Raw genomic sequence first — 23,688 nt, forward strand, 5'->3', positions numbered from 1 at the left:
AGATAATTAATAAAAGCTCTGCTAAGGATAATAAAATCTTAAAAATATCCACATAAAAAGACATACTTTTGTCAAAACCTTATAAAATGACGCTCATCCAAGAATATTTCCCAGATTTAACTGAAGATCAAATCCTACAGTTCAAAAAATTGGAAGTCCTTTATAAAGACTGGAATTTGAAAATCAATGTCGTATCTCGAAAAGATATTGATGAGTTGTATCTAAGACATGTTCTACATTCTTTGGGTATTGCTAAGGTGGTTCATTTCAAACCTAATTCTAATATTCTAGATGTTGGCACAGGTGGTGGGTTTCCAGGAATACCTTTAGCGATTCTCTATCCAGAATGTCAATTTCATTTGGTAGATAGTATCGCAAAAAAAATAAAGGTGGTGAACGAAGTCGTTGAAGGCTTAGGGCTCACAAACGTTACAACTACACATAGCAGAGTAGAGGACATTAATGGACAATTTGATTTTATTGTGAGCAGAGCTGTGGCTGCGATGCCAACTTTTGTGCATTGGGTCAAAGGTAAAATTTCTAAAACGCAAAGACACGATCTTAAAAACGGGATTTTATATCTCAAAGGAGGTGACTTAACTGAAGAACTAGAACCGTACAAAACAGCCACTATTTATAAACTAGAAGCGTATTTTAAAGATGAGTTTTTTGACACTAAAAAAGTCGTGCATCTACCGTTAAAATATCGCGGGTAAAAAACAGGCTATTCGAAAAGTTAGCAGAAATGATTGCGATGGAAAATAATCCTAAAGATAAGAGTTAAACAATTAAATTTACTTTTTAAACGAGCTCTTCTATTTACACAAATAGATAACAAAAGAAGACTAACAACACGATGGTTTTTTTATTGTATTTAAAAAATTATTTCGTTTTCTTATTTTAGTTCTAAAAAGCAGTTGAAATATTTAACGATAAGCCTGTGTTTTCAGGAACAAATCTACAAACGCCTCCAACACAAAATAATCCACCACGTTGCCTACCGTAGTTAAGTGCTACTCTAGTTGCGCCTTTTGTATAGCTTCCTCCAAAATTATAGTAATGATTTTGATCTTCTTCAATATCATTACCATAATTATAAATATCTGCAACGTAAAAAGCCACGTTTCGATTTACGACATACTCCAATGTAGCTCCAGCCCAATTTTTTAAATCTTTATTAGCAGATAGGTGTTGTGCTTCAAGTCTTATTGATTTTCCATTGCCAAATTTTCTTGTGGTTTCAGCAACGATAATATTAGAAGTTATTGCTTCATCATCGGGGATGTAAGAACCTTCAATGGCTAGATTTTTATTGATTTTTAAATTTTGGTAAAATAATACGCTACTCCAATCTTTAGACCACTTTTTCTTTACTTCAAAATTAATGTCTTTGTAAAGTTTTTCCCCAAATTTAAATAGCTCACTGGTGTAAGTTGAATTATCTTGATCAAATGTAGCATCCAAAAGTGACCAGTAAGACATGTTAGCAGTTAATTTTGTGCCATATTTACCGCCAATTTTTGATCCTTTTTTAAAGGAATAATAGATGTCGATTTGTCCACCAATTTCTCCTGCTTGTCCACCATAATTTTGAATAAATAATGGGGATTGTGCTTGATATAAATAGATATTAGACAAGGAGTAATCTTGTTGTTTTGTTAGTGCTGGAGTAAAATTAACACTTCCCATTCCAAAAGCATTGTTACCAGGTTTTACTAAATCTCTATCAGAGAAAAACGACATATTCTCTAAACGTCTAAATGTGCTAGATACTCCAAAGCCTTTAACGGTATAGCCTGTTGTTAGTAGCATGGCACTACCATCAAAGTATTTCCCTTCAATAATCTCTGGTTGTCCTAGTGATGCCGAAGAAAATGAAATATCTTCACCTTTCAAAGAATATTCCGAGTTAACAAAAAATTCACCAAAGTCTACATTAAATCTAAATGCATATGAATTAATTAGTTCAGGAAAGTCCTGAGTGTCAAAAGTGTTGTCTGGATCGAACTCATCAACAGGAGCTATGAAATCTTCGCTTTTACCAACATAACTTGCGCCAAAGTTAAATCGAGATAACCTTTCAATACCTAACACTTCTTTTAAATCAATATTTAAATCTAAACCAAATACGTCTCCTTTAGAATGTTCAAAACCAATTCTGTGTTTACCATATAATGCAGTCAAATTTAAATAATTGGTTGGCATGTATTTTATGCGTCCACCTCTTAAGGCATTATTGAGGCCTAATTGCCTTTCTTCAAAAGTCCTTAATAATAAGCCACTACCAAATTGCTCATAAAAATGACCTGCAGTAATATCTAGTTTTTTATTTCTAAAGTTGATGTAATAATTAGATAGTTCTGTCCCTTTATATTCAGGAAAGTAGCTTAGTAAAGGCAGTGGTTCGTAGCTTTCCACTTGCACGCCAATGGTAAAGTTATCTAAAAAACTATAATCTAATCGTAGATAGCTATTTGCTCTTAAATGTTTATTTGCCAAATCAAACTCAGGAATAGGGTCGTCGAAGTTTCCTAAAACGTTATCATTAACATACCATTGCGCATTAGACTCAAAACTACCTGCTAAGTTATTTGAAATTTGTTTAATTATAGATTCTTTTTCTTCAACTGTTTCTTGTGCAAAACTTAATATAGGAAGTATGAGCAAAAATAAAATCGCGATTTTTTTCATGTAAGGGTAGTTGATTGGCTTATTCTTAAGTTTAAGAATGTTTTTTAATTTCTTCAAAAAGTTCAGCTTCAGAACCTGGTGTATATCCTGAATGTCTGAAAACAATTTTGCCATTCTTAATTATTAATGTAAGTGGCACCGTAGAAGCTCCTAATTCTCTTTTTAAATCGTTATTAGTATCCAATAATATCGTAAAATCCCAAGCTTTTCCATTAACTAAGGGTTTTACTCTACTTACTGTTCTAGAATCGTCTACCGAAATTGCATAAACTTGAACGTTAGTTTCGTCTTGCCAATCTGTGTATACATCATTTATGGCATCTAATTCATTTTTACAAGGAACACACCAAGTTGCCCACAGTGACACAACAATAAGGTCATTATCTTCGCTTATCTCTTGTAAGGTTGTTCTATCACCATCTAAACTTTTAATTACGGCGTTAGGTAAGTTTTCCTGGGCTATAAGATTTAAACTTACTGCAAATAGTAGTATATAGAGAAGTTGTTTCATTTGTTAATTTTTTTGTTAAAATTAGTGTTTTATTATTGAAGATTTAAGCAAATAAATTATAAATTGCTGCTTTCAAATAAAAAAAAGTGAGATAATCTGACTTATTTTAATCAAAAACAAAAAATATACCAAAGATGAAAATTAAAAGTATTTTAAAAGAATTAGTAGTGTTATCCTTCGTGGTTTTTGCATTTGCTTGTAGTAGCTCCGATGATGATTCTGGTTCAGCAACTTCTATCACAGTAAGTGGAAACTCTTCGTCTGTTTTTGTTGGAGAATCTGTAACTTTTATAGTAGAAAACAATTTAGGAACAAATGTAACAGCGAGTTCAGAGTTAGAAATTGGGAATACAGTAATTTCAAATCCTTACACATTTAATATTGTAGGTGACTTTGAAGTTACAGCTACTAATGGAGGTTTAACAAATTCTACAATAATAACTGTACAAGCAGTGCCAGTGCCAACGGCAATAACAATTTTTGCAGATACTGATTCGTTTTGGTTTGATGAGGGTAGTGCAACGTTTGCAGTAACAGATGATTTAGGTAATAATATAACAGGACTTGTGACTTATGCTGCTGAGTCAGGTGCATTAACTAATCCAGCTACTTTTGCAAGTGCAGGAGTTTATAATGTTACAGCGGTTTTTACGTTGGAAGATAACACGACATTAACATCTAATGTCATTGAAATTAAAGCGGTGGAGTCTACACATACAACTAAAGTACTGGTTGAAGATTATACAGGAACTTGGTGTCAATATTGTCCGAGATTAGCATACGCTTTAGAACAAGCAGTTGCAGCAAGCGCTAATATCATTCCTGTGGCATTACACGATGATAATGATATGCCTTTTCCAAATATCACTTCACTATTAAATACTTTCGGTATAGATGGTTTTCCTCAAGGAAGAGTCAATAGAACAATTAGCTGGAACGAATCTACAAATCAGCCAGTTGCGCTCTTAGCTAACAGACAAAACATGGGGTTAGCAATAAACTCATCTATTTCTGGTACTACAATAACTGCAGAGGTAAACGTTCATTATGATTTAAAAGCTGATTCTCAAAATAGAATCGTCGTGTATTTATTAGAAAATGGTTTAGTATATCCTCAAGTTAATTTTTATAATGGAGATCCTTCTAGCCCTTATTACCAACAAGGAAACCCTATTGTAGATTTTGTGCATAATCATACAGCAAGGACAACGTTAACAGATGTTTATGGTGACGATATTCCTGTTGAAGATTCAGTTACTGGTAGTACTTATACTGCGAATTACACATTAACTGTTCCAGGAAGTGTACAAAACACTGGTGAATTAGAGCTAGTTGCTTTTGTAGTTGGACCAGATAATAGGGTGTTAAATGTTCAAAAAGCAGATTTAGGAGAGACTAAAGATTTCGACTAATCATATAATACATAATTTAAAAAAGGCTAGATATCAAATATCTAGCCTTTTTTTGTTCTAAACTGCTCACCATCCTTAATAATTAGGCCTACAGAATTTAGACAATATTCTAAATTAATTTAATAACGTACTTTAGAAAAGCGTAAAAAATAATATTTCGATACTAGTGGAAACAAGTGCTGAAAATGAACTTGGAACTAAAACAGAAAATTTTAAAATCCCTTTACTTAAATAATATCTTGTAGCGTTTAAAAAAAACAAGAACTACTAGTTGTTAAAAATTAGAGCGCTCAAATTATTGAAACGTTATAGTTGTCATTTCTTCAATGTTAGCTGATATAGGGTATACTAGAGTGTGTATAAAAGTTGTAAGAATAGATACATAAAAGAGGAGTCTGGTATAGGAAATAGAGGTTTGAATGGACTATGAGAATAGTTAAAGAACGAATTTTTTAAGTATTGAAATTAACTATTGACAAAAAAGCTCAAGAGCAATTAGAGTTTATGAAGATTTGGGATTTCTTTCAAATCATAAAGGCATCGATATACATTTTGAGTTATTAATATTAAGAAATTTAACCTATAGTTAAAACTTAGATTATTAAATTTTAATAACTTAAACTTATTTCAATGCACATGATGTAAAAAAAAGAGACTGGATAATCTAGCCTCTTTTTTACGTATCAAATTTGGATTTATTTACTTCATAATAACCTTAGTTCTGTACTTAAAGTTATTTTTCGTTATGATATTAAGGATATATACTCCAGAATCTAAATTTAACGGTATTGTTAATCGTCTATCTAGAGTTTGATTAGATTGATATACAGATTTACCAGTGATGTCAACTATTGAAATCATAGCACGGTCGAGAACCTTGTTACTAAGTATCGTTAAATCACTATCAATTGGGTTTTTCTGAATTTTAAGAGTGACAAAGTTTTCAAATTCAACGTTTGATAAGGTCTCTGGCATAATTTCACTTAATGCAAATGCCACATTTTGCTCTGTTAATTGTACGTGGTTCTCATTCTCATCTGGCATATACCAATTTACAAATGGTGTCGTGTTAGTGGTGTCACCCGAACTGTCAGGATCCCCTAGATTGATATCAAAAAACCAATCTATTTCATTGTTAGTAATCTCTAAAGCCATACCGCTTACAGAGGGTATAAAACTAAACTTATCTAGCTGTAATGCTAATATGAAATTATCAATTAATGGATCACCTCCCAAACCTTCTGTAAATCCTCCAAGATCAAAAAGACCACCAGATGCTGCATCTACACCATTTGAAAAACTAGGTGCTTGTGCGTTAACTTCAATATTGAAAATATCTATAAAGCCTAGAAAAACAACATTTATTTTACTTATTTGTGCAGTGGTATTAATTGCAGGTGTTAAATTGATTTGAATTGTCGCGTTTGTTGATGGCCCTACATTGTTAAACGTATCATCAATAACCGTAAATCCAGGAGTTATATCAGTTCCCATTAAAGATTGATATGGTGCGCCAATACCACTCCCATTTATCATCGATACATTTCTTGTGTTTTGAGGATATCCAGTTGGTGTTAAGGCATTAATATTAGCATCAAAAACGAGTTTATAGGGATGAGGTTCTGGTAACAACTTTGTTGGATCAAAATTAACATCACTACCAGCTAATAAATGTGATTCAAAATGATCAACTAATAATTGTCTTGCTGCTGGAGATTTTAAAAGTCCGTTGACAACAGGTTGCAATGCTTCAACGTTTAACCCGTCACCGAGACCAAAGCCAAGGAAGTTAAATTGATGTTGAAACGCTAAGGGAACATTAGCTCCTAGGTGAGGTGAGTCAAAAGAAATCCAAAGTCGTGTTTCATGATCTTGAGCATTGTTTTCCATGTAATTTAGAGCAAAACGTGAAATTAATCCACCCATACTTGGGCCGATAATGACCAGGTCTTCATCTCCCACTTTATTTGTGTTAAGTGTGTTGATTAAATCTACAAGTAACATGGAGTTGCGCTCAATAAAATCTGCACCGCCATTAACAAGAGTGCTTCCTGGATAGTCTATTTCATCAATTACTAAATCGCCATTGACATCAGTAGCATCATCGATATTTAAAAGTGTATTACCGGTGTCATCAAGTCTAAAATAAGAAGGGAAATTGAGTACAACGATGTCAAACCCTTCTGCTCTTACAAGATCTCCTAAATTTTGATTTCCTTCAGACCCTGTGAAATCTAATAAGTCATATAAACCAGAAATCGTTCTTGTGTCACCTGGATCAAACCCATCAATAAGAATTATAGGTTTATCTAGAATACCAGTATCTGTATCTAAAAACAGTTCATACTCACCTAAACCTGCAAATTCTGTAATACCAGTATATCCAGATAAATCTGCCGCAATAGTTGATTCAAACTCAATAGTTTGAGATTGACCGAGTAAAGGAAGTATTAATAGAAGTAAAATGTAATGTTTTTTCATTGTATATGAATTGAATTGATTTCGCCTCACAAGATACAACGTTTCAGTAAGTTAATTATGTGTTCCTAATGTTTTAGGGTGAAAAGCAAAAAAAAATCCTCAAACTGTTAAGTCTGAGGATTTATAAATAGAATTAAGTTTTAATTAACCTAAAAATGGATAACGATACTCCGTAGGTGTTACAAATGTTTCTTTAATCATTCTTGGTGAGACCCAACGTAATAAGTTAAGAACACTTCCTGCTTTGTCATTTGTTCCAGATGCTCTTGCTCCTCCAAATGGTTGTTGACCAACAACTGCTCCAGTAGGTTTGTCGTTAATATAGAAGTTTCCTGCGCAGTTTTGTAACACATTTGTAGCTTCCTGTATTGCATATCTATCACTTGATAAAATAGCACCAGTTAATGCATATTCACTAGTTTCATCCACAAGTTTCAATGTTTCAGAAAAATCATTTTCATCATAAACGAATATCGTCATTACAGGACCAAATAACTCTGTATACATGGTTGTGTATTTTGGATTAGTGGTCACTATCACTGTAGGCTCTATGAAGTAACCTTTACTTTTATCATAGTTTCCACCTACAATAATTTCAGCATCAGTATCCGTCTTAGCTTGGTCAATAAATTTTGCTAGTTTATCAAAAGAGCCTTCATGAATTACTGCGGTAATAAAGTTGTTGGTGTCTTCTGGAGAACCCATTTTAAAAGATTTCACATCTTTAATAACACGTTCCTTTACCGTCTCCCACATATTTGAAGGGACATAAGCTCTTGAAGCAGCACTACATTTTTGACCTTGAAACTCAAATGCACCTCTGGAAATAGCGGTTGCTACTTGTATTGGGTTGGCGCTTTTGTGAGCAACAATAAAATCTTTACCACCAGTTTCTCCTACAATTCTTGGATATGTTTTATAATTATGAATGTTATTCCCGATTTTTTTCCAGAGCTCTTTAAAGATAAACGTAGATCCGGTGAAGTGTAATCCAGAAAAATCTGGACTATCCATAACCGTATCTGTAATCATTTCTGGATCACCAAAGACAACATTAATAACACCAGCAGGAACACCAGCTTCTCTAAAAACATCCATTATGATTTTTGCCGAAAATATCTGACTATCACTAGGTTTCCAAACCACAACGTTACCCATCATCGCCATACAAGCAGGAAGATTTCCAGCAATTGCAGTAAAATTAAAAGGTGTTACCGCGTATACAAACCCTTCTAATGGACGATATTCTAATCTGTTCCAAGCGTCACTTGTACTATCTGGTTGTTCATGATAAATATCTGTCATGAACTGTACATTAAATCTTAAGAAATCTATCAATTCACATGCAGCATCAATTTCTGCTTGATGAACTGTTTTAGATTGTGCAATCATTGTAGCTGCATTTATTTTTGCTCTATAAGGTCCAGCGATTAATTCGGCAGCTTTTAAGAAAATACCAGCACGTTGTTCCCAAGGTAATTGAGACCATTCTTTTCTAGCTTCTAAAGCTGTAGCAATAGCATCATCTATATTAGATTTTTCTGCTACATGATAGGTTCCAACAACATGTTGATGATCGTGAGGTGCAGACATGGTTTTTGTGTTTCCTGTCGTTACATCCTTCCCGTTGATGTACAAGGGCACATCGATAGTTTCATTAAACATCTTTTTGTATGCCTGTAAAACTTCATCGCGTTCAGGAGACCCTGGAGCATACGATTTAACAGGCTCATTTATAGCTACTGGTACGTTGAAAAATCCTTTTCCCATCTTAATATGTATTTTTAATTTGGTTATTATTTTGTAACTGTAAAGTTACAATTTTTTGACGACTAACGAATTTCAAAGTATTAAAACAAGGTTAAAATAACCGGTAATTTTTTGTAAGTTGTCACCTTAATTATTACCATGAACGACGGAATAATCATAATCCTCGCCTATCCAGAAACCATTGTCTCACATGCAGAAGAATGGTACTCAAAGTTTTTAAGTTTTTTTTTCATCGGAAATAGAAAACACGTAAGAGCTGGTCATGCGGCTTTGGTTTTAGTTAATAAGTCAACAGGTGTTCTAGAATATCATGATTTTGGGAGATATATTGCGCCTGTTCCTAGCGGAAGGCTTCGTGGTAAAGAGACCGATTTTGAATTGCGTTTTCCAATTTCCGCAGAAATAAAGGATAATAGAATTGTAAATTTAGACGAGATCTTGAAGTTTTTGGCAACACATCCAACATTAACACATGGTAACGGAAATATGTATGCTTCGGTTTGTGATGTCATAAATTATAAAAAAGCGAGAGGGTATATAGAATCGATACAAAATCAGGGATTTATAAGGTATGCAGCTTTTGTAAAAGACGCGTGTAATTGTGCTCGTTTTGTGACAAATGTTTTGATTGCTAGCGTTACAAATACGTCTATAAAATCTAAACTTATTAAATCTAAAGGTTTTACGCCTAGTACAGTTGGTAATGTTGTTATTGCTGATACTGCGAACTATGTTTATATAGTATCTGACATTGGCAAAATCTCAAAGTTTAACTCTACAGTTAGTAGATTGAATAGACAGATGTTTCTAGATACTCTGAAAGGTCATGACAGAGGTTTGACTGGAAATCTAGAACCAGCGCACAACCATGTTAAAGGTGATCAAGCGCAATGGCTTGGTGGTATTGGAGTTGGAGCCTGGTTTGAAGTTTATAATCTAGATTCTAAAACCGAATACAGATTTCGACGAATTTCACCTGACGGACATGTGCATTGCGACGGGATCTATAAACTTACTTCAGAAGGTTTTGACTATAATTCAAACTATAAATTTTTGCATTATTCTAATTGTAAATTTTTTCAAATCAAACAAAACGAAACAACTTACAGATTTGAGTACCTGAAAAATTTTGACTTGGACAGAGAGTAGTACCGATAGAAGATTGCAAAACGAGAGGCTAAAAAGAAAGATTATTGGAAAACAATTGGTTTTTTACTGAACACTTTAGTTTAGCGCAAAAGGAGCACTTAATTTAAATGAAGGTATAGTTACCTTGAATTTTTTAGAATCTGTGAAATTAATCATATTGTAATGACCATGCATTGCACCAAAGGGAGAGGTGAGTAAGCATCCAGAATTATAGGTATGAGATTCACCAGGTTTTAAGACTGGTTTTTTACCGATTACACCTTCACCATCAACAATTTCATCATTATTAAGAGCATCTAAAATTCTCCAGTGCCTTGAGTTTAATTGAACAGAAACCTTACTTTGGTTCTCAATAGTTACTTTATAGCCAAACGCAAAATGCACCTTATAATTTTTATAAAATGTACCCTCGAAAGATGTTTCGACAGAGATTTTGATTCCGCATGTAACTTGTTGTACCATTAAATTGTTAAAATAATTTATAATTATAGATTAATTTTTAGACTAATTTCCACCCTTTTTTAGAATTAAGCAAATTTTTAACACTTTAAGGAGGTGCCTATCGATTAATTGAATTATAAATCGGTTGAACTCGTGAATTTTTCGATTGTTTTAAAGAAATGCATAATATCTTTTTCTTGTAAGAGGCTATTAATAGTGACCATTCTCACAAATTCTTGATTTTTAAAATTTCCGAAGCCAACCATAAGTTGCGAATCTTCATATAGTGCTGTGCATAATGTATGTGCAGGAATATCTTTGTAATTAAAACATATGGATATCGAGTCGTCAAAACTATATAAAGTATAATCTGGATGCTGATTGATATAGTCTCTAGCTATTTGAGCAAGATTGAATTGATGGTCAACAATCGTTTTTAATCCGTTACTTCCAACCGATTTCCATAAGGTCCAAAATTTTAAAGCATCATTTCTACGACCACATTGCAAAGAGGTTTTTCCTAAATTAAAATCGTCGTCATCTGTTTGGTATAGATATTCTGCATCGTTAGAAAACGATTGGTTTAAATGCTTTTTATCTTTTGCTACTATAATTGAACAGCTTAAAGGTGTGCCAAGCATTTTGTGAGCATTGACACTAAAAGAATTAGTGTGTTCAATACCTTTTACTAAATGCTTATACTCATCGCTAAAAATAACGGCACCACAATAGGCACCATCTAAATGAAGCCATACATCATGTTTTTTACAAACTTTACTAAGGCGTTCTACATCATCAAAAGCGCCTAAAACTGTCGTTCCTGCGGTAGCATTTACAAAAAAGGGTTGGTAGCCTTGTTCAATATCTTTTGAGATTTGCTGGTCTAGATCTGCTGCCAACATTTCACCCTTATCATTCGTTTTTACTCGTCTTACTTGATCTCTTCCAACACCAATAAATGACGCGTTTTTAGCGATGGAGTAATGCGAAGCTTCCGAAGTGTAAAGCGTCATTTTATTTGAAACTCCTGCTGTTCTCGCCGAAGGATTATATTTGTCTCTAGCCATTAATACAGCCATATAATTACTCATTGATCCTCCAGGTGCAAACGTGCCATCTGCAGAATCTGGATATCCAATCATGTCACAAATGGTTTTGAGTATAGTTTTCTCAATCCCAACTTGTGGTCCCGCAACTTTATAAGTGTACATGCTATTATTTAACATGACTGCTAATAAATCACCAAGTGTAGCTCTATCAATTCGACCGCCAAATAATTGATTGTAAAAGGAGGTAGAAGCGGTTTTAGGTGTGCTTTTTATAATTCCCTTCAATGTTTTTATAAAATCTTCGTCAATAGTTGGCTTATCATTTAAGCTGAGGTCTAATGTTTTGTAGAGTTTAGAAGTGTCAATAGGTGTGGCAACAGGATTGTTTTTCTCTTCGGAAATGAGATATTCTACTAGCTCAGTAAATAACTTTAGGTCTTTATGCATGTGTTAAGTTGATTCTTTAATTTTGACTTTTGTAAATTTATCCCTATTTTATCGAACATATTACTAAAAAATCCTTAAATCTTAAAAACGCATCTTGGAAACTCCTGAAAACATTCAAAAACTTGTAGACCTTTTAGCTAATAATTCAAATGAAGAGTATAATGCAGTGCTCAATGATTTTGATTTTAGTACTATAGATTTTAAACCTTACCAAAGTTGGTCTAGTAAAAAATACACCCGTAATTGCCTGTATAAGGATTTAAATTTTGAGCTCATATTATTGTGTTGGGAGCATGGTCAAGAAACTCCAATTCACGGTCATGATGGAGAGGATTGTTGGGTCTATTTATTGGAAGGGGAGATGAAAGAAGTGTTTTTTAACATGGACGACAATGATAACTTAATTGCAGATGATTCTCAAACCGTAGAGACCAATCAAGTCACATTTATGGATGATAGTCAAGGGTTTCACAAGTTGAAAAATGGTCATGATGGGCGATCTATGAGTTTACATCTTTACGCTAAGCCTATAGAGAATTGTGAATCTTTTGACGAAAAGTCACAGCAGTTTGTAAAAAGATCTCTAAATTTTGATACCAACAGCGATAAGTATTAGTTGGATATATTTACAGAAGTCGCTTCACCAAATCCAATGAGTTTATCAAAACGAGCCCCTAAGTCTCTGTAATACACTAATACTTTATAATTATTTTCTGTTTGCCAAAAATCACCACTAATTTTACCTTCGTCTAAATTACCTTTACTATCAACAATAACATACTTGTAATTATAAAATCCTTGTTTGAGTTTCATAATAGACTCATAGTTTCCGCTTTCAGAGTTAAATATTAGCTGGTTGCCTTTTTCTAGAGCATAATTATTATAGTTTCCATAAATATAAATTTTACTACCATCTGTCAATTTGGGATGTAAAAGAGAAAAATGAATATTTGTATAATCGGCTTCGATATCTACGTTGTCTCGATCTATTGCGGTTATTTTAAAATTTCCATTAATGTCAGGATTATAAGTATACGGTCTATCAAACCTCGGGATGTCAGTAAACAAATAACCATGATAAATGTCTTTTAAATCAATAAACTGAATACCAATATTAGCTGCTCTAACATCTTTATTTTCAAAAAACCGAAACTCATTACTTCCCCAAAACGATGTTTCGTTGAGATATCTGTAGATGAGTTCTTTTCCAATAATATATTGTGGTTTTACATTTTTTATAGCAGTATTGAGATTATTATTCTGAATGATAACTGTTTTAATCGTTTCCATTGGATTATTTAAATTGAGGCTACCCGAATTAATGATAATATCAACCGTTTGCTTTTCGTCAATAAAACGGACATCTCGTTTGCGCTTTATTTGTACTCCTACGCCAACTTCTTCTTTGTAGATCATGAATTTTCGTGTGAACATGAGTTCCTCATTTTCATCAAAAATAGAGATCAAATAATTACCTGTTTTTGTTAACGCTCTTGTTTGTCTATTAGGAATAGGTAGTTTATAATGTGAATACAGTTGAAAGGCATTGAATGAATTTTGATAATCTACAATTCTAAAATTATCAAATCCCTCCATATATTCCATTTTCACCAAGTTTGATTCGGTCCAATCATAATTATAGTGTTCAATAACATAGTAGAAATCTGGCTCATTAGCAGTTAGGACGTCAAATTCTAAATAAAAGGCTTCACCAAGTCTCAAAATAGGAAGTTGACCTTGTGGTGAGCTTCTACTTTTAAAGGTGATGGTTTTGATGTGTTCTGGAGGGTTGATTTCTTCGACTTGTGAAAATCCTTGAAAAGCAAATAATACTAGTAATAAGTGAATGGAAAACGTTTTAGTCATCGTATTTTTGTTTATAACTGTAAATATAAACAAAATCTGTGCCTTAAAATTATAGAGCTTATTTAGAATCGTTAAAAATAATAAACTTAAAATATAGGGCTATTATATTACTCAATAAATTCGTAAATTTGCACGGATTTTTAGTCAACTAATTTCAATATAAAGCGTATGTCAAAAGACATTAAGATTAAAAAAGGTCTGGATATAAAACTTGTAGGTGAAGCTGATAAAACAGTTGAACAAGCCATTATAAGTAATTTCTGTACAATACGGCCTGAAGATTTTCATAGTGTTATTCCTAAACTTGTAGCAAAAGAAGGAGCTACTTTACAAGCAGGCGATGTTATTTTTTATAATAAGTCAAATGAAGATGTGAAGTTTGTGTCTCCGGTTTCTGGTAAAGTCGTAGAGGTGCAAAGAGGACCAAAACGTCGCATAGATGCTGTTAAGATTCAAGCAGATAAAACTCAGTCTCACAAAGATTTTGGTGTATTCGATATGAATTCTGGTGCCGCAACAACCAAGGCACATTTATTAGCCTCAGGATGTTGGGTTTTTATCAAGCAGAGACCTTATGATGTGATTGCAAATCCAGAGAAATTACCTAAGGCGATTTTTATTTCTGGATATTCTACTGCGCCATTAGCTGCAGATTTAGATTTTGTGCTTGCAGGAAAAGAAGAGGCGTTACAAGCAGCCGTATCTGCTTTATCGAAATTAACTGAAGGTCAAGTTCATATTGGTGTTGGGTCGAGTAACTCACCATTGGCCAATATGAAAGATGCTACGGTTCACAAAATATCTGGTCCACATCCAGCCGGAAATGTTGGTACACATATTAACAAATTAGATCCCGTTAACAAAGGAGAAACGGTTTGGACGGTGAATGCACAAGATCTTGTGATTATTGGAGAATTGTTACTTACTGGGAAATTTAATGCTGAGCGTTTAGTAGCTCTTGCAGGTTCTTCTGTAAAAAAGCCAAGATACTTTAAAACGGTAATTGGTAGTGAAATAGCAACAATGATTTATGATAATGGCGTTGATAAAGAGGGTAATGATCGTATTATCTCTGGGAATGTGCTGTCAGGAAAGCAATTGAATCCAGATGGAAGCTTAGGCTTTTATGATAACTTGATTTCTGTAATTCCTGAAGGTGATGATTATGAATTTTTTGGCTGGAACAAACCAATATTTAATAAAATTTCGACGTCTAGAGCCTTAACATTTTCTTGGTTAAATCCTAAGAAAAAGTATGAGTTGAATACGAATACAAATGGTGAACATCGTGCTTTTGTAATTACAGGATCTTATGAGCAAGTATTTCCATTGGATATATTTCCAATGCAAATTTTAAAAGCTTGTAAATATGAAGATTTAGATGAAATGGAAGCTCTTGGAATGTACGAAGTTGCACCAGAGGATTTTGCATTGACAGAATTTATTTGTGTGTCTAAACAACCACATCAAGATATTATTAGAAAAGGATTAGACTTAATGCTTAAGGAAATTGGATAATTATTAAATTTTCTTTAAAAAATGAAAAATAGTAAAAGAGTATTCGTTTTTCAAAGTAAAATGAAACATATAAAAGATGAGTTTAAAAAGTAACTTACATACCCTAAAGGAAAAATATAAAGGAACTAAAATGGCGCCGGCGTTTAACGCACTCCACACCTTTTTATATTTACCAAACGAGACCACTCATAATGGAACTCATATCAAAGCTGCCGATGATTTAAAGCGTACAATGAACATCGTCATTATGGCCTTGTTACCTTGTTTAGTCTTTGGTATGTATAACGCGGGCTACCAACATTATGTAGCTTTAGGTGAAATTGAAAGATCGACTGGTTTTTTAGCGTCTACATTTTGGACGATGGATAACTTAATTGTAGGTATGTGGCAAGTATTACCATTGGTAATCGTGTCTTATGGAGTTGGTCTTGCTGTTGAGTTTTTATTCGCAGTAATCAAAGGTCACGAAGTAGAAGAAGGATACTTAGTAACGGGTATGCTAGTGCCTTTAATTGTTCCAGTAGATATTCCGTTATGGATGTTAGCTGTGGCAGTAGTATTTGGTGTTGTTATTGGTAAAGAGGTGTTTGGAGGTACAGGAATGAATATTCTAAATCCTGCATTAACCATTAGAGCTTTTTTATTCTTTGCTTATCCAACATGGATGTCTGGAGATAAAGTTTGGGTTCATGGAGCAGTTGAACGTGATCAAATGATCGCAAATGGTTCTAATTTAGATGCTATTTCGGGGGAAACAATATTGGGAAGTTATGCACAGAGTAATATGGTAGACTTTAGTTTTTTAGATATGTTTTGGGGATTAATTCCTGGTTCTGTTGGAGAGACCTCAAAGTTCTTAATTATTATAGGTGCACTATTCTTAATCTTTACTAAAATAGGAAGTTGGAGGATTATTGCATCGACATTGATTGGAGCACTTACAATGGGATTAATTTTTAACGGAGTTGTTTCTGCAGAATGGATTGGAGAAACAAGCAAATTCTATGGATTAATGAATGTACCATTCTGGCAACATTTAATTATTGGTAGTATTTTATTTGGAGCAGTATATATGGCAACAGATCCAGTAACCGCCTCTCAAACAAATAAAGGAAAATGGATTTACGGGTTCTTAATTGGTTTCATATCCATTATGATTCGTGTATTTAATCCGGCATATCCAGAAGGCGTATTCTTGGCAATCTTGTTAATGAATGTATTCGCACCTACAATTGACCACTATGTGGTTCAAGGAAATGTAAAGCGTCGTATGAGACGTTTAAAACTTAAAACTGCGTAATTATGGAAAAAAGAACAGATAAAAACGGATACACAATAATCTTTGCCATAATTATGGTAGTGGTTGTTGGGTCTTTATTAGCTTTTACAGCATCGTCTCTAAAACCAAATATAGCAGAAAACGAACGTATTGAGAAGCAACAAAATATTTTGTATGCTTTAGGTGTCAATGACAACGAGGGTGATGGTGATATTACATTTGTATCTACTAAAGAAGTTGCAGCGTTGTTTAAGACAAAAGTTTCAGAGCAATTAGTGTTAGAGTCTAAGGATGGTAAAATTATTAAAACAATGACCAGACAAGAATTTATGGATGCTAATAATGGTAAAGAACCTTACCTAATTGATGTCAAAAAACAACAGGCTAACGCCAAAGCTGGTGAATCTCGTTTGTTGCCTTTATTTGTTGGACAATCAAAAGATGGAGAAACACAATATGTCGCTCCAATTAGAGGTAAAGGTCTTTGGGATGCCATTTGGGGATACGTTGCAGTAGACAAAGATATGATTGTTAGAGGTGCATTTTTTGATCATGCAGCAGAAACACCGGGTTTAGGTGCGAACATTAAGCAACGGTACTTTATGGATGATTTTGATGGAGAGCATTTATTGACAGATGCTGGAGTCTTTAAAGGTATTAAGGTTGCTAAAGGAAATGCAGATCCTAAAAATATGGATAAGACAGATTATGAGGTTGATGCTTTAGCTGGTGCAACCATTACAGGTGACGGTGTATCTGCCATGATAAAGGCTGATTTTAAATTATATATGCCTTACTTCCAAAACTTAAAAAAAGTGAACTAAACTATGGGACTACTTTCAAAAAAAGACGCTAAGTTAATAACAGATCCGTTAGCAGATAATAATCCAATTACGATTCAAGTATTAGGGATATGCTCAGCCTTAGCAATAACAGCAGAACTAAAAGCGTCCTTAGTAATGGCCATTGCAGTACTTTTTGTAATGGGTGTTGGTAACGTTGTGATATCATTAATTCGTAACTTGATTCCTTCAAAAATTAGAATTATTGTACAGCTTATTGTCGTTGCTTCTTTAGTGATTATTGTAGATCAAGTACTTAAAGCTTATGCTTATGAGTTGAGTAAAACACTCTCTGTGTTTGTTGGACTAATTATAACAAATTGTATCATTATGGGACGTTTTGAGGCTTTTGCCCTCGGAAATGGGCCTTGGAGAGCATTTCTTGACGGAATAGGAAACGCTGTAGGATATGGTGTGATTTTGATTATTGTTGGATTCTTTAGAGAACTATTAGGATCTGGGACGCTATTCGGAATACCAGTATTAGGTGATGCTATTGAAAAAACAGGTTTGTACTCAACAGGTTATGAAAACAACGGATTCATGTTAATGCCACCAATGGCTTTAATTATTGTTGGGTTATTAATATGGGTACAACGTAGTAGAAATAAGGATTTAATAGAAGACTAAAAAAGGTATTCAGTTTCAAGTAGTCTCGTTCTAGTAACACGCAAACGGATAACAAAACTGAAGTATTAAAAATAAAAGACAATGATAGAACACATCGAATTATTTTTCAAGGCTATTTTTATCGATAATATGGTATTTGCAGTATTCTTAGGTATGTGCTCATACCTAGCAGTATCTAAAAAAGTGACTACAGCAGTAGGTTTAGGAGCAGCAGTGATTTTCGTTTTAGCGATTACAGTGCCTTTAAACTGGTTGTTGGATCAATACCTTTTACAACCAGGAGCCTTAATATGGTTAGGTCCTGAATATGCAGATTATGATTTAGGTTTTTTATCTTTTATCATGTTTATTGCTACCATAGCAACAATGGTGCAACTAGTGGAAATAGTAGTTGAGAAATTCTCACCTTCATTATACAACTCACTTGGTATTTTCTTACCACTTATTGCCGTAAACTGTGCTATTTTGGGAGGCTCTTTATTTATGCAATCTAGAGAAATTGAAACACTAGGTTTAGCATTAAATTATGGAGTATCTTCTGGTATTGGATGGTTTTTAGCAATTCTTGCAATTGCGGCTATTCGTGAGAAAATAAGATATTCTAACGTGCCAGCTCCTTTAAGAGGTTTAGGAATTACATTTATTATTACAGGTTTAATGGGTATTGGTTTCTTAAGTTTTGGTGGTATGTTAACAGGTGGAGATGAAGAAATAGTCGAGGAAGAGAAAACGGTTGAAGTTCAACAAACAACTGAAGATAATAAAGAGTTAGCTAATAATACTAAAATAATTGAATAGTATGATACTTTTAGAAGCAGGTACAATAGGGACAGTAGTAGCAACTGTAGCAGCGTTTTTAATAATTTCGCTTATACTCATAAGTCTATTATTATTTGTGAAACAAAAACTATCACCATCGGGTCCAGTAACGATCACAATTAATGGTGAACGAGAAATAGAAGTGGCATCTGGTAGTACATTACTAACGACTTTGAGTGCAGAGAAAATATTCCTACCATCTGCATGTGGTGGTGGTGGTACATGTATTCAATGTGAATGTCACGTCCTTGAGGGAGGTGGAGAAGCTTTACCTACAGAGACTCCTCACTTTAGTAGAAAAGAATTAGCAAATGGAGCACGTTTATCTTGCCAAGTGAAAGTTAAACAGAATATGGAAATTACAATTCCAGAAGAGGTCTTCGGAATTAAAAAATGGGAAGCTACTGTAGTTTCAAATTATAATGTGGCGACGTTTATAAAGGAGTTTGTTGTTGAAATTCCTGAAGACATGAACTACAAAGCTGGTGGATATATTCAAATTGAAATCCCTGAGTGTGAAATCAAATATTCAGATATGGATGTTGAAGCACATCCAGATGATCATCCTGGTGAACCAAATAAGTTTAAAGCTGATTGGGAGAAATTTGGCTTATGGCCTTTAGTTATGAAAAATAACGAAACGATTGAGAGAGCTTATTCTATGGCTTCTTTCCCTGCTGAAGGACGTAAAATCATGCTTAATGTACGTATTGCAACGCCTCCTTTTGATCGTGCGAAAGGCGGTTGGATGGATGTGAATCCTGGTATCGCGTCGTCTTATATATTTGATCAAAAGATTGGAGATAAAGTAACAATTTCAGGCCCTTATGGAGAATTCTTTATCAATGAGTCTGAAAGTGAAATGTTGTACGTAGGTGGTGGTGCAGGTATGGCTCCAATGCGTTCACATTTATATGAATTATTTAGAACCATAAAGACGGGACGTAAAGTAACGTATTGGTACGGAGGACGATCTAAAGCCGAGTTATTTTACATTCACTACTTTAGAGCATTAGAGAAAGATTTTCCAAACTTTAAATTCTATATGGCACTCTCTGAACCTATGGAACAAGACAACTGGAAAGTAAAAGAAGATCTTGATGCGCCTGGAGATGGTTTTGTTGGATTCATTCACAATTGTGTAATTGATAATTATTTGTCTAAACACGAAGCTCCAGAAGATATAGAATTATATTTCTGTGGACCTCCATTAATGAATCAAGCGGTTCAAAAAATGGGTGAAGATTTCGGTATTGCCGATGAGCACATTAGATTTGATGATTTTGGAGGTTAGAATTACTTCGAAAACAGTAATGTCATAGTCGATATTTTAAAAATTTGAATAAAAAACCAGCTCCTTAAGAGTTGGTTTTTTGTATTTAATAAAGTGATTAAAGAATAAGAATGCTATTGTAAAGCATTAATAGGTTAGGGTGTACTTTGGTTGGTTGTTTTTGACCTCAAATAGTTTGGTGTAATCCATAACGTTTGTCACATTATCTAATTGACACAATAATGTAATAACTGCGCAGAGGCCATTAAATAATACTTCTTTGTCTTGTGGATTTTCTGGTCTTTTATGATATCGTTTAAATGGTAATTGGTAACCACATGCGCTTAGAAAAGTAGCTTCAACCTGTAATAATTCTTGAGGTGTATAGCCATTAAAACGCCTATTTAGCATTTGGTGTACATTTCCGAGGTAATTCAGTTTAAGAGATCCGTGATGGTCAGAGAGGTGCTGCCAAGAATCTGTGCGGTCTAATATATTACCTACTGCACAACTTTTACAGCATTCAGGATGTAGTTCGTTATCATGATAAGCGAGATAGAGTTTTTTAATGGCTTCTTCTAGTCGTTGAGGCGTTTTCATAGTATCACTTGTTGAAGTTTCTACAAAAGATACAAAAAAAATAAAAGTGAATACAAAACTTTAACAGTGTATTACCCGTTAGAGATTATCTAAGTCTTGTTGATTTTCTTTGCTTTCTTTTTTCATCTTTATGTAACCCGTCACTAAACGTACTCCTAATCTTGCAAAAAGTATAATGGCAATTACCATCACGATATTAAATCCGTCCATAATATTATTTATATTCCATGATTAAAAATACAGCAGTGCTATCTCCAATATTAAGTACTTCGTGTGTAGAAATTTCAACTTTGCTAAAACTATAACCAGTTGGAACAGTAACCTCTCGAGTTCCTGTGGTATCTTTTATTCTGAATTTACTTCCAGCCAGTGTATAAGCAAAGTGCGGATTGTGATAATGTTTCTCGTGACCAACATTAGGAGCAAATGAACATTTTAAAACTCTTAAGTTCTCGTTGTCTTCTATAACTTCGCACACAGCTTCATTATTCCAGCCAGCTTCTAAAGGATCTGGTAAGCCACTTTGGTTTTCGCAATGTAGCAGTATTAACGACAGAAAACAGATAAATGTTACCTGATAAAGTATTTTTAGAGGAAGTTTAATACGCATTTAATTGGGGTTTATTTATGCCCATGAAGGTAATGAATTTTTGCCTAAAAAAAGGGACTCACCTATTTGTCGTCTTACGAGTTGTGATTACAATATGTGCAGCATCAAAATATTTTCAAAGTTCCTAACCCTCTTTTGTGAGGCGTGATACTAATTATGATGTTATTATCTCTGATATTTTTATATAGAGTCTATTCATTAATGTGTTGTGCAATCTAAATCCTAGTCATTACAATATTGATTTTGCCAATATCATAGCGCAGCTACTTTTTATATTCTTATTTCGGAAATGAGCAGTTGATGAATAGGAATAAAAAGGTTAACCTTATTTTCAATCTTTGTTTAAATCGTCTTGTATCAATTGATTCAATTTGTGAAGAAGCTGTATCATCTCTTTGTGAGCGGCCGCAATTCCTGTATTGTTCATTACTGAAAGTTTTAGTCCATTTCTAAATTCGTTTTTCTTTAGCAATTGGTTCAATTCAGGGATTACTGTAGCGGTATGTATTTGTGATGGGTGAATAGGTGTGGCCACTCCAGTTGCAGCTGTTTTTTGAAAGTCCAATGCATTGAGCATTTTGCCATTTTTTATGGAAACATTGTATAGATACTCCTCGTACTCCCGATACATGTGATGCTCACCATTATTTATGTATACATACATTTTATCTAGTTCTAATAATTGATTTTTAATAGAATCATTAGTGATGTAATTGAGATTACCTGAGCTCACTAATTCTTTGTAAGTATTGTTTGTAGGAATGAAGATTAATCTTTGAAAAACTTGGTTTATAGTCATTTCTAGTGAGATGATATCACCTGCTGTTTCCAGAGTTTTAAAATCGAGCATGCGAGCAGCAGCTTGAGCTGTTGCTGCCCTATATTTCATGATACTGTCGTTGTTTTTAAATTCTATTGTGATATCTGTTTGCACGTTTTTTAGGTATTTTATTTCTTGCTTGCGAGACTTTCTGTCCTCATTACTATTATTAATGGTCAGGGCGATTAAAATCCCAATAACCACAAGAATGATTTCGCCCAAGGCATAGAGTAAGTACCTACTCACTTTGTTTTCTTTAATCATATTTTGGCGTAGGTTTCTGAAGAATTTTATCATTTTCAATATTTTATTTATCGAGCTCTTGGTTTATCAATATAATAATTTGCTCTGTCGTATTCATCATGTTTTTGTATTCTACAATAAGATCTTCACTATTAAATTGAGCGAGAACAAAGCCATTTTTAAAAGTTCTGTTTTCTAAAAGGGTTTTAACTTCTGTTAATTCTAATTCTGGAAGTGTTTCACTTTTACTAACTTGTGCTTTTAAGTTCTCTATAGAGGTGTCTAAATCAATAATTTCAAAAAATTTGTCGTAGAGATAGCGTTCATAATCTTCTTCCATTTCACTTTCAATAAAACGTATAATGCTGAGATTGTTTTGTAGATTTTGCAAGCTATCTTTCATTGTTTTATTAGATAGGATAGAAAGTTGTCCAGAGTTTAAGAGCTCTTGGTAGGTATTGTCATTGTTCTCAAAAGGATACCATTCCATAACTGTCAAGGAATGAAAATTAAATGCATCTACATCCAATGTTTTTTTTGCATTGAAAAAATCTAATACTAACTCAACAGACGTAATTGTATTGTTTCTTTCAGCTATAAAATTTTTGAGTGATTTCAAATTGAGTTTTAAGTCTATTTTTATGTTTTCTATATAGACCTTCTCGATAGTTCTTTGCTTTCGGTTTTCGCTCCAATTATTAATTTGCAAGGCTATTAAAATACCAAAAACCACTAAGATTATTTCGCCAAGAGCATAGAGGAGGTATTTCGTAGTTTGATTTTCCTTAATCAAGGATTTACGGGTGTTTCTAAAGAGTTTAATCATATTTGTTTTCTGAGAAAGTAAATGTCTTTATGGTTTTGATGAAAGTGCAACAGAAATCAATTTAAAGTATAACTTTTATTACATGTTTATTGATGTCTAATTCTTATACTGTTGTTATTGTATCAAAGTTCTTAATTTATTTTCAATTGATGTATTCAGTTCTTCTGTTTTTTCGAATAATTGCTTGTAGAAGCTATATTTAATAGCGTTAATAAATAGACTCTCTACTAATGGTAGCTTAAATTCTTCATCCTTTTGTAGTGTTTTCATTCCAATTGTTGATCTGCAACGCAATCAAGATACCAAGAACTACAAGGATGATTTCGCCAATGGCATATTTGAAGTATTTACCTGTTTTATTCTCCATAAGTAGGTTTTGACGTATTTTTCTAAATATTGTAATCATAAGCT

General features: G+C 33.5%; 23 protein-coding genes and 1 pseudogene. 10 read left to right on the forward strand and 14 right to left on the reverse strand.

Annotated features, from left to right (window positions below; translation table 11 throughout):
* Positions 1-86 precede the first annotated feature (86 nt).
* A complete protein-coding gene (gene rsmG, locus H593_RS0110835) occupies positions 87-716 on the forward strand; it encodes a 16S rRNA (guanine(527)-N(7))-methyltransferase RsmG (RefSeq protein WP_028872472.1) in 630 nt (209 codons plus the stop codon).
* A 190-nt stretch (positions 717-906) separates the two neighbouring features.
* Here the strand turns inward: rsmG and H593_RS0110840 are convergent, their stop codons facing one another.
* Together H593_RS0110840 and H593_RS0110845 are read right to left on the reverse strand one after the other, a co-directional pair.
* The gene (locus H593_RS0110840) at positions 907-2,691 is read right to left on the reverse strand and encodes a DUF6029 family protein (protein ID WP_028872473.1); all 1,785 of its coding nucleotides are present in this window, start codon (positions 2,689-2,691) and stop codon (positions 907-909) included.
* Between the two features lie 31 nt (positions 2,692-2,722).
* On the reverse strand, positions 2,723-3,202 hold the full coding sequence (locus H593_RS0110845; RefSeq protein WP_028872474.1) for a TlpA family protein disulfide reductase: 480 nt from the start codon (positions 3,200-3,202) through the stop codon (positions 2,723-2,725).
* A gap of 134 nt (positions 3,203-3,336) precedes the next feature.
* On the opposite strand from H593_RS0110845, the gene H593_RS0110850 reads away from it, so the two are divergent.
* Positions 3,337-4,614 carry an Omp28-related outer membrane protein gene (locus tag H593_RS0110850; protein ID WP_028872475.1) on the forward strand — a complete coding sequence of 426 codons (1,278 nt, stop codon included), beginning with the start codon at positions 3,337-3,339 and terminating at the stop codon, positions 4,612-4,614.
* Positions 4,615-5,313: 699 nt separating this feature from the next.
* Here H593_RS0110850 and H593_RS18975 read toward each other — a convergent pair.
* Entirely contained in the window at positions 5,314-7,095 is a 1,782-nt protein-coding gene (locus H593_RS18975; RefSeq protein WP_037052096.1) for a T9SS type A sorting domain-containing protein, read from the reverse strand.
* Between the two features lie 144 nt (positions 7,096-7,239).
* Positions 7,240-8,865 carry an L-glutamate gamma-semialdehyde dehydrogenase gene (gene pruA / locus H593_RS0110860; RefSeq protein ID WP_028872476.1) on the reverse strand — a complete coding sequence of 542 codons (1,626 nt, stop codon included), beginning with the start codon at positions 8,863-8,865 and terminating at the stop codon, positions 7,240-7,242.
* Positions 8,866-9,003: 138 nt separating this feature from the next.
* On the opposite strand from pruA, the gene H593_RS0110865 reads away from it, so the two are divergent.
* Positions 9,004-10,014 (forward strand): DUF6695 family protein, encoded by a 1,011-nt coding sequence (locus H593_RS0110865; protein ID WP_028872477.1) that lies wholly within the window; start codon positions 9,004-9,006, stop codon positions 10,012-10,014.
* Positions 10,015-10,089: 75 nt separating this feature from the next.
* Here H593_RS0110865 and apaG read toward each other — a convergent pair whose 3' ends face one another.
* Positions 10,090-10,476, reverse strand: coding sequence for a Co2+/Mg2+ efflux protein ApaG (gene apaG, locus H593_RS0110870; protein WP_028872478.1), 387 nt, complete (start codon positions 10,474-10,476; stop codon positions 10,090-10,092).
* 113 nt (positions 10,477-10,589) lie between these two features.
* A complete protein-coding gene (locus H593_RS0110875) occupies positions 10,590-11,951 on the reverse strand; it encodes a pyridoxal phosphate-dependent decarboxylase family protein (RefSeq protein WP_028872479.1) in 1,362 nt (453 codons plus the stop codon).
* 94 nt (positions 11,952-12,045) lie between these two features.
* On the opposite strand from H593_RS0110875, the gene H593_RS18980 reads away from it, so the two are divergent.
* Positions 12,046-12,567, forward strand: coding sequence for a cysteine dioxygenase (locus tag H593_RS18980; protein WP_051229705.1), 522 nt, complete (start codon positions 12,046-12,048; stop codon positions 12,565-12,567).
* On the opposite strand, the gene H593_RS0110885 is transcribed toward H593_RS18980, so the two are convergent.
* Positions 12,564-13,817, reverse strand: a complete 1,254-nt coding sequence (locus H593_RS0110885) for a type IX secretion system plug protein (protein ID WP_028872480.1) — start codon at positions 13,815-13,817, stop codon at positions 12,564-12,566. The two genes, H593_RS18980 and H593_RS0110885, sit on opposite strands and share 4 nt — an antisense overlap.
* Before the next feature lie 168 nt (positions 13,818-13,985).
* Here H593_RS0110885 and H593_RS0110890 point away from each other — a divergent pair, with 168 nt between their 5' ends.
* The 6 genes from H593_RS0110890 (at position 13,986) to nqrF (ending at position 20,199) form a co-directional block, all read left to right on the forward strand.
* Positions 13,986-15,335, forward strand: coding sequence for a Na(+)-translocating NADH-quinone reductase subunit A (locus H593_RS0110890; RefSeq protein WP_028872481.1), 1,350 nt, complete (start codon positions 13,986-13,988; stop codon positions 15,333-15,335).
* Between the two features lie 76 nt (positions 15,336-15,411).
* On the forward strand, positions 15,412-16,635 hold the full coding sequence (locus H593_RS0110895; protein ID WP_028872482.1) for an NADH:ubiquinone reductase (Na(+)-transporting) subunit B: 1,224 nt from the start codon (positions 15,412-15,414) through the stop codon (positions 16,633-16,635).
* Positions 16,636-16,637: 2 nt separating this feature from the next.
* Positions 16,638-17,438 (forward strand): Na(+)-translocating NADH-quinone reductase subunit C, encoded by an 801-nt coding sequence (locus H593_RS0110900; RefSeq protein ID WP_028872483.1) that lies wholly within the window; start codon positions 16,638-16,640, stop codon positions 17,436-17,438.
* Between the two features lie 3 nt (positions 17,439-17,441).
* Positions 17,442-18,086, forward strand: a complete 645-nt coding sequence (locus H593_RS0110905) for an NADH:ubiquinone reductase (Na(+)-transporting) subunit D (RefSeq protein ID WP_028872484.1) — start codon at positions 17,442-17,444, stop codon at positions 18,084-18,086.
* An 81-nt stretch (positions 18,087-18,167) separates the two neighbouring features.
* Positions 18,168-18,884 (forward strand): NADH:ubiquinone reductase (Na(+)-transporting) subunit E, encoded by a 717-nt coding sequence (nqrE, locus tag H593_RS0110910; RefSeq protein WP_028872485.1) that lies wholly within the window; start codon positions 18,168-18,170, stop codon positions 18,882-18,884.
* A gap of 4 nt (positions 18,885-18,888) precedes the next feature.
* Positions 18,889-20,199, forward strand: a complete 1,311-nt coding sequence (nqrF, locus tag H593_RS0110915; RefSeq protein ID WP_028872486.1) for an NADH:ubiquinone reductase (Na(+)-transporting) subunit F — start codon at positions 18,889-18,891, stop codon at positions 20,197-20,199.
* Between the two features lie 126 nt (positions 20,200-20,325).
* Here nqrF and H593_RS0110920 read toward each other — a convergent pair whose 3' ends face one another.
* The 7 genes and pseudogenes from H593_RS0110920 to H593_RS21260 all read right to left on the reverse strand — a co-directional run.
* Complete coding sequence (locus H593_RS0110920; RefSeq protein ID WP_028872487.1) at positions 20,326-20,778, reverse strand: hypothetical protein; 453 nt, start codon at positions 20,776-20,778, stop codon at positions 20,326-20,328.
* Between the two features lie 78 nt (positions 20,779-20,856).
* On the reverse strand, positions 20,857-20,988 hold the full coding sequence (locus H593_RS21415; RefSeq protein WP_261793647.1) for a hypothetical protein: 132 nt from the start codon (positions 20,986-20,988) through the stop codon (positions 20,857-20,859).
* A 4-nt stretch (positions 20,989-20,992) separates the two neighbouring features.
* Complete coding sequence (locus H593_RS0110930) at positions 20,993-21,388, reverse strand: cupin domain-containing protein (RefSeq protein ID WP_028872488.1); 396 nt, start codon at positions 21,386-21,388, stop codon at positions 20,993-20,995.
* Between the two features lie 331 nt (positions 21,389-21,719).
* Positions 21,720-22,472, reverse strand: coding sequence for a DUF6090 family protein (locus tag H593_RS20015; RefSeq protein WP_028872489.1), 753 nt, complete (start codon positions 22,470-22,472; stop codon positions 21,720-21,722).
* 43 nt (positions 22,473-22,515) lie between these two features.
* Positions 22,516-23,277 carry a DUF6090 family protein gene (locus H593_RS20020; protein ID WP_028872490.1) on the reverse strand — a complete coding sequence of 254 codons (762 nt, stop codon included), beginning with the start codon at positions 23,275-23,277 and terminating at the stop codon, positions 22,516-22,518.
* Positions 23,278-23,391: 114 nt separating this feature from the next.
* Positions 23,392-23,547 carry a hypothetical protein gene (locus H593_RS20995; RefSeq protein WP_169338360.1) on the reverse strand — a complete coding sequence of 52 codons (156 nt, stop codon included), beginning with the start codon at positions 23,545-23,547 and terminating at the stop codon, positions 23,392-23,394.
* Positions 23,540-23,683 (reverse strand): annotated as a pseudogene (locus tag H593_RS21260) (DUF6090 family protein); the annotation flags it as partial. The pseudogene H593_RS21260 and the gene H593_RS20995, both read right to left, overlap by 8 nt.
* Between the last annotated feature and the right edge of the window lie 5 nt (positions 23,684-23,688).

The organism is Psychroserpens burtonensis DSM 12212 (assembly GCF_000425305.1).
Classification (GTDB): domain Bacteria; phylum Bacteroidota; class Bacteroidia; order Flavobacteriales; family Flavobacteriaceae; genus Psychroserpens; species Psychroserpens burtonensis.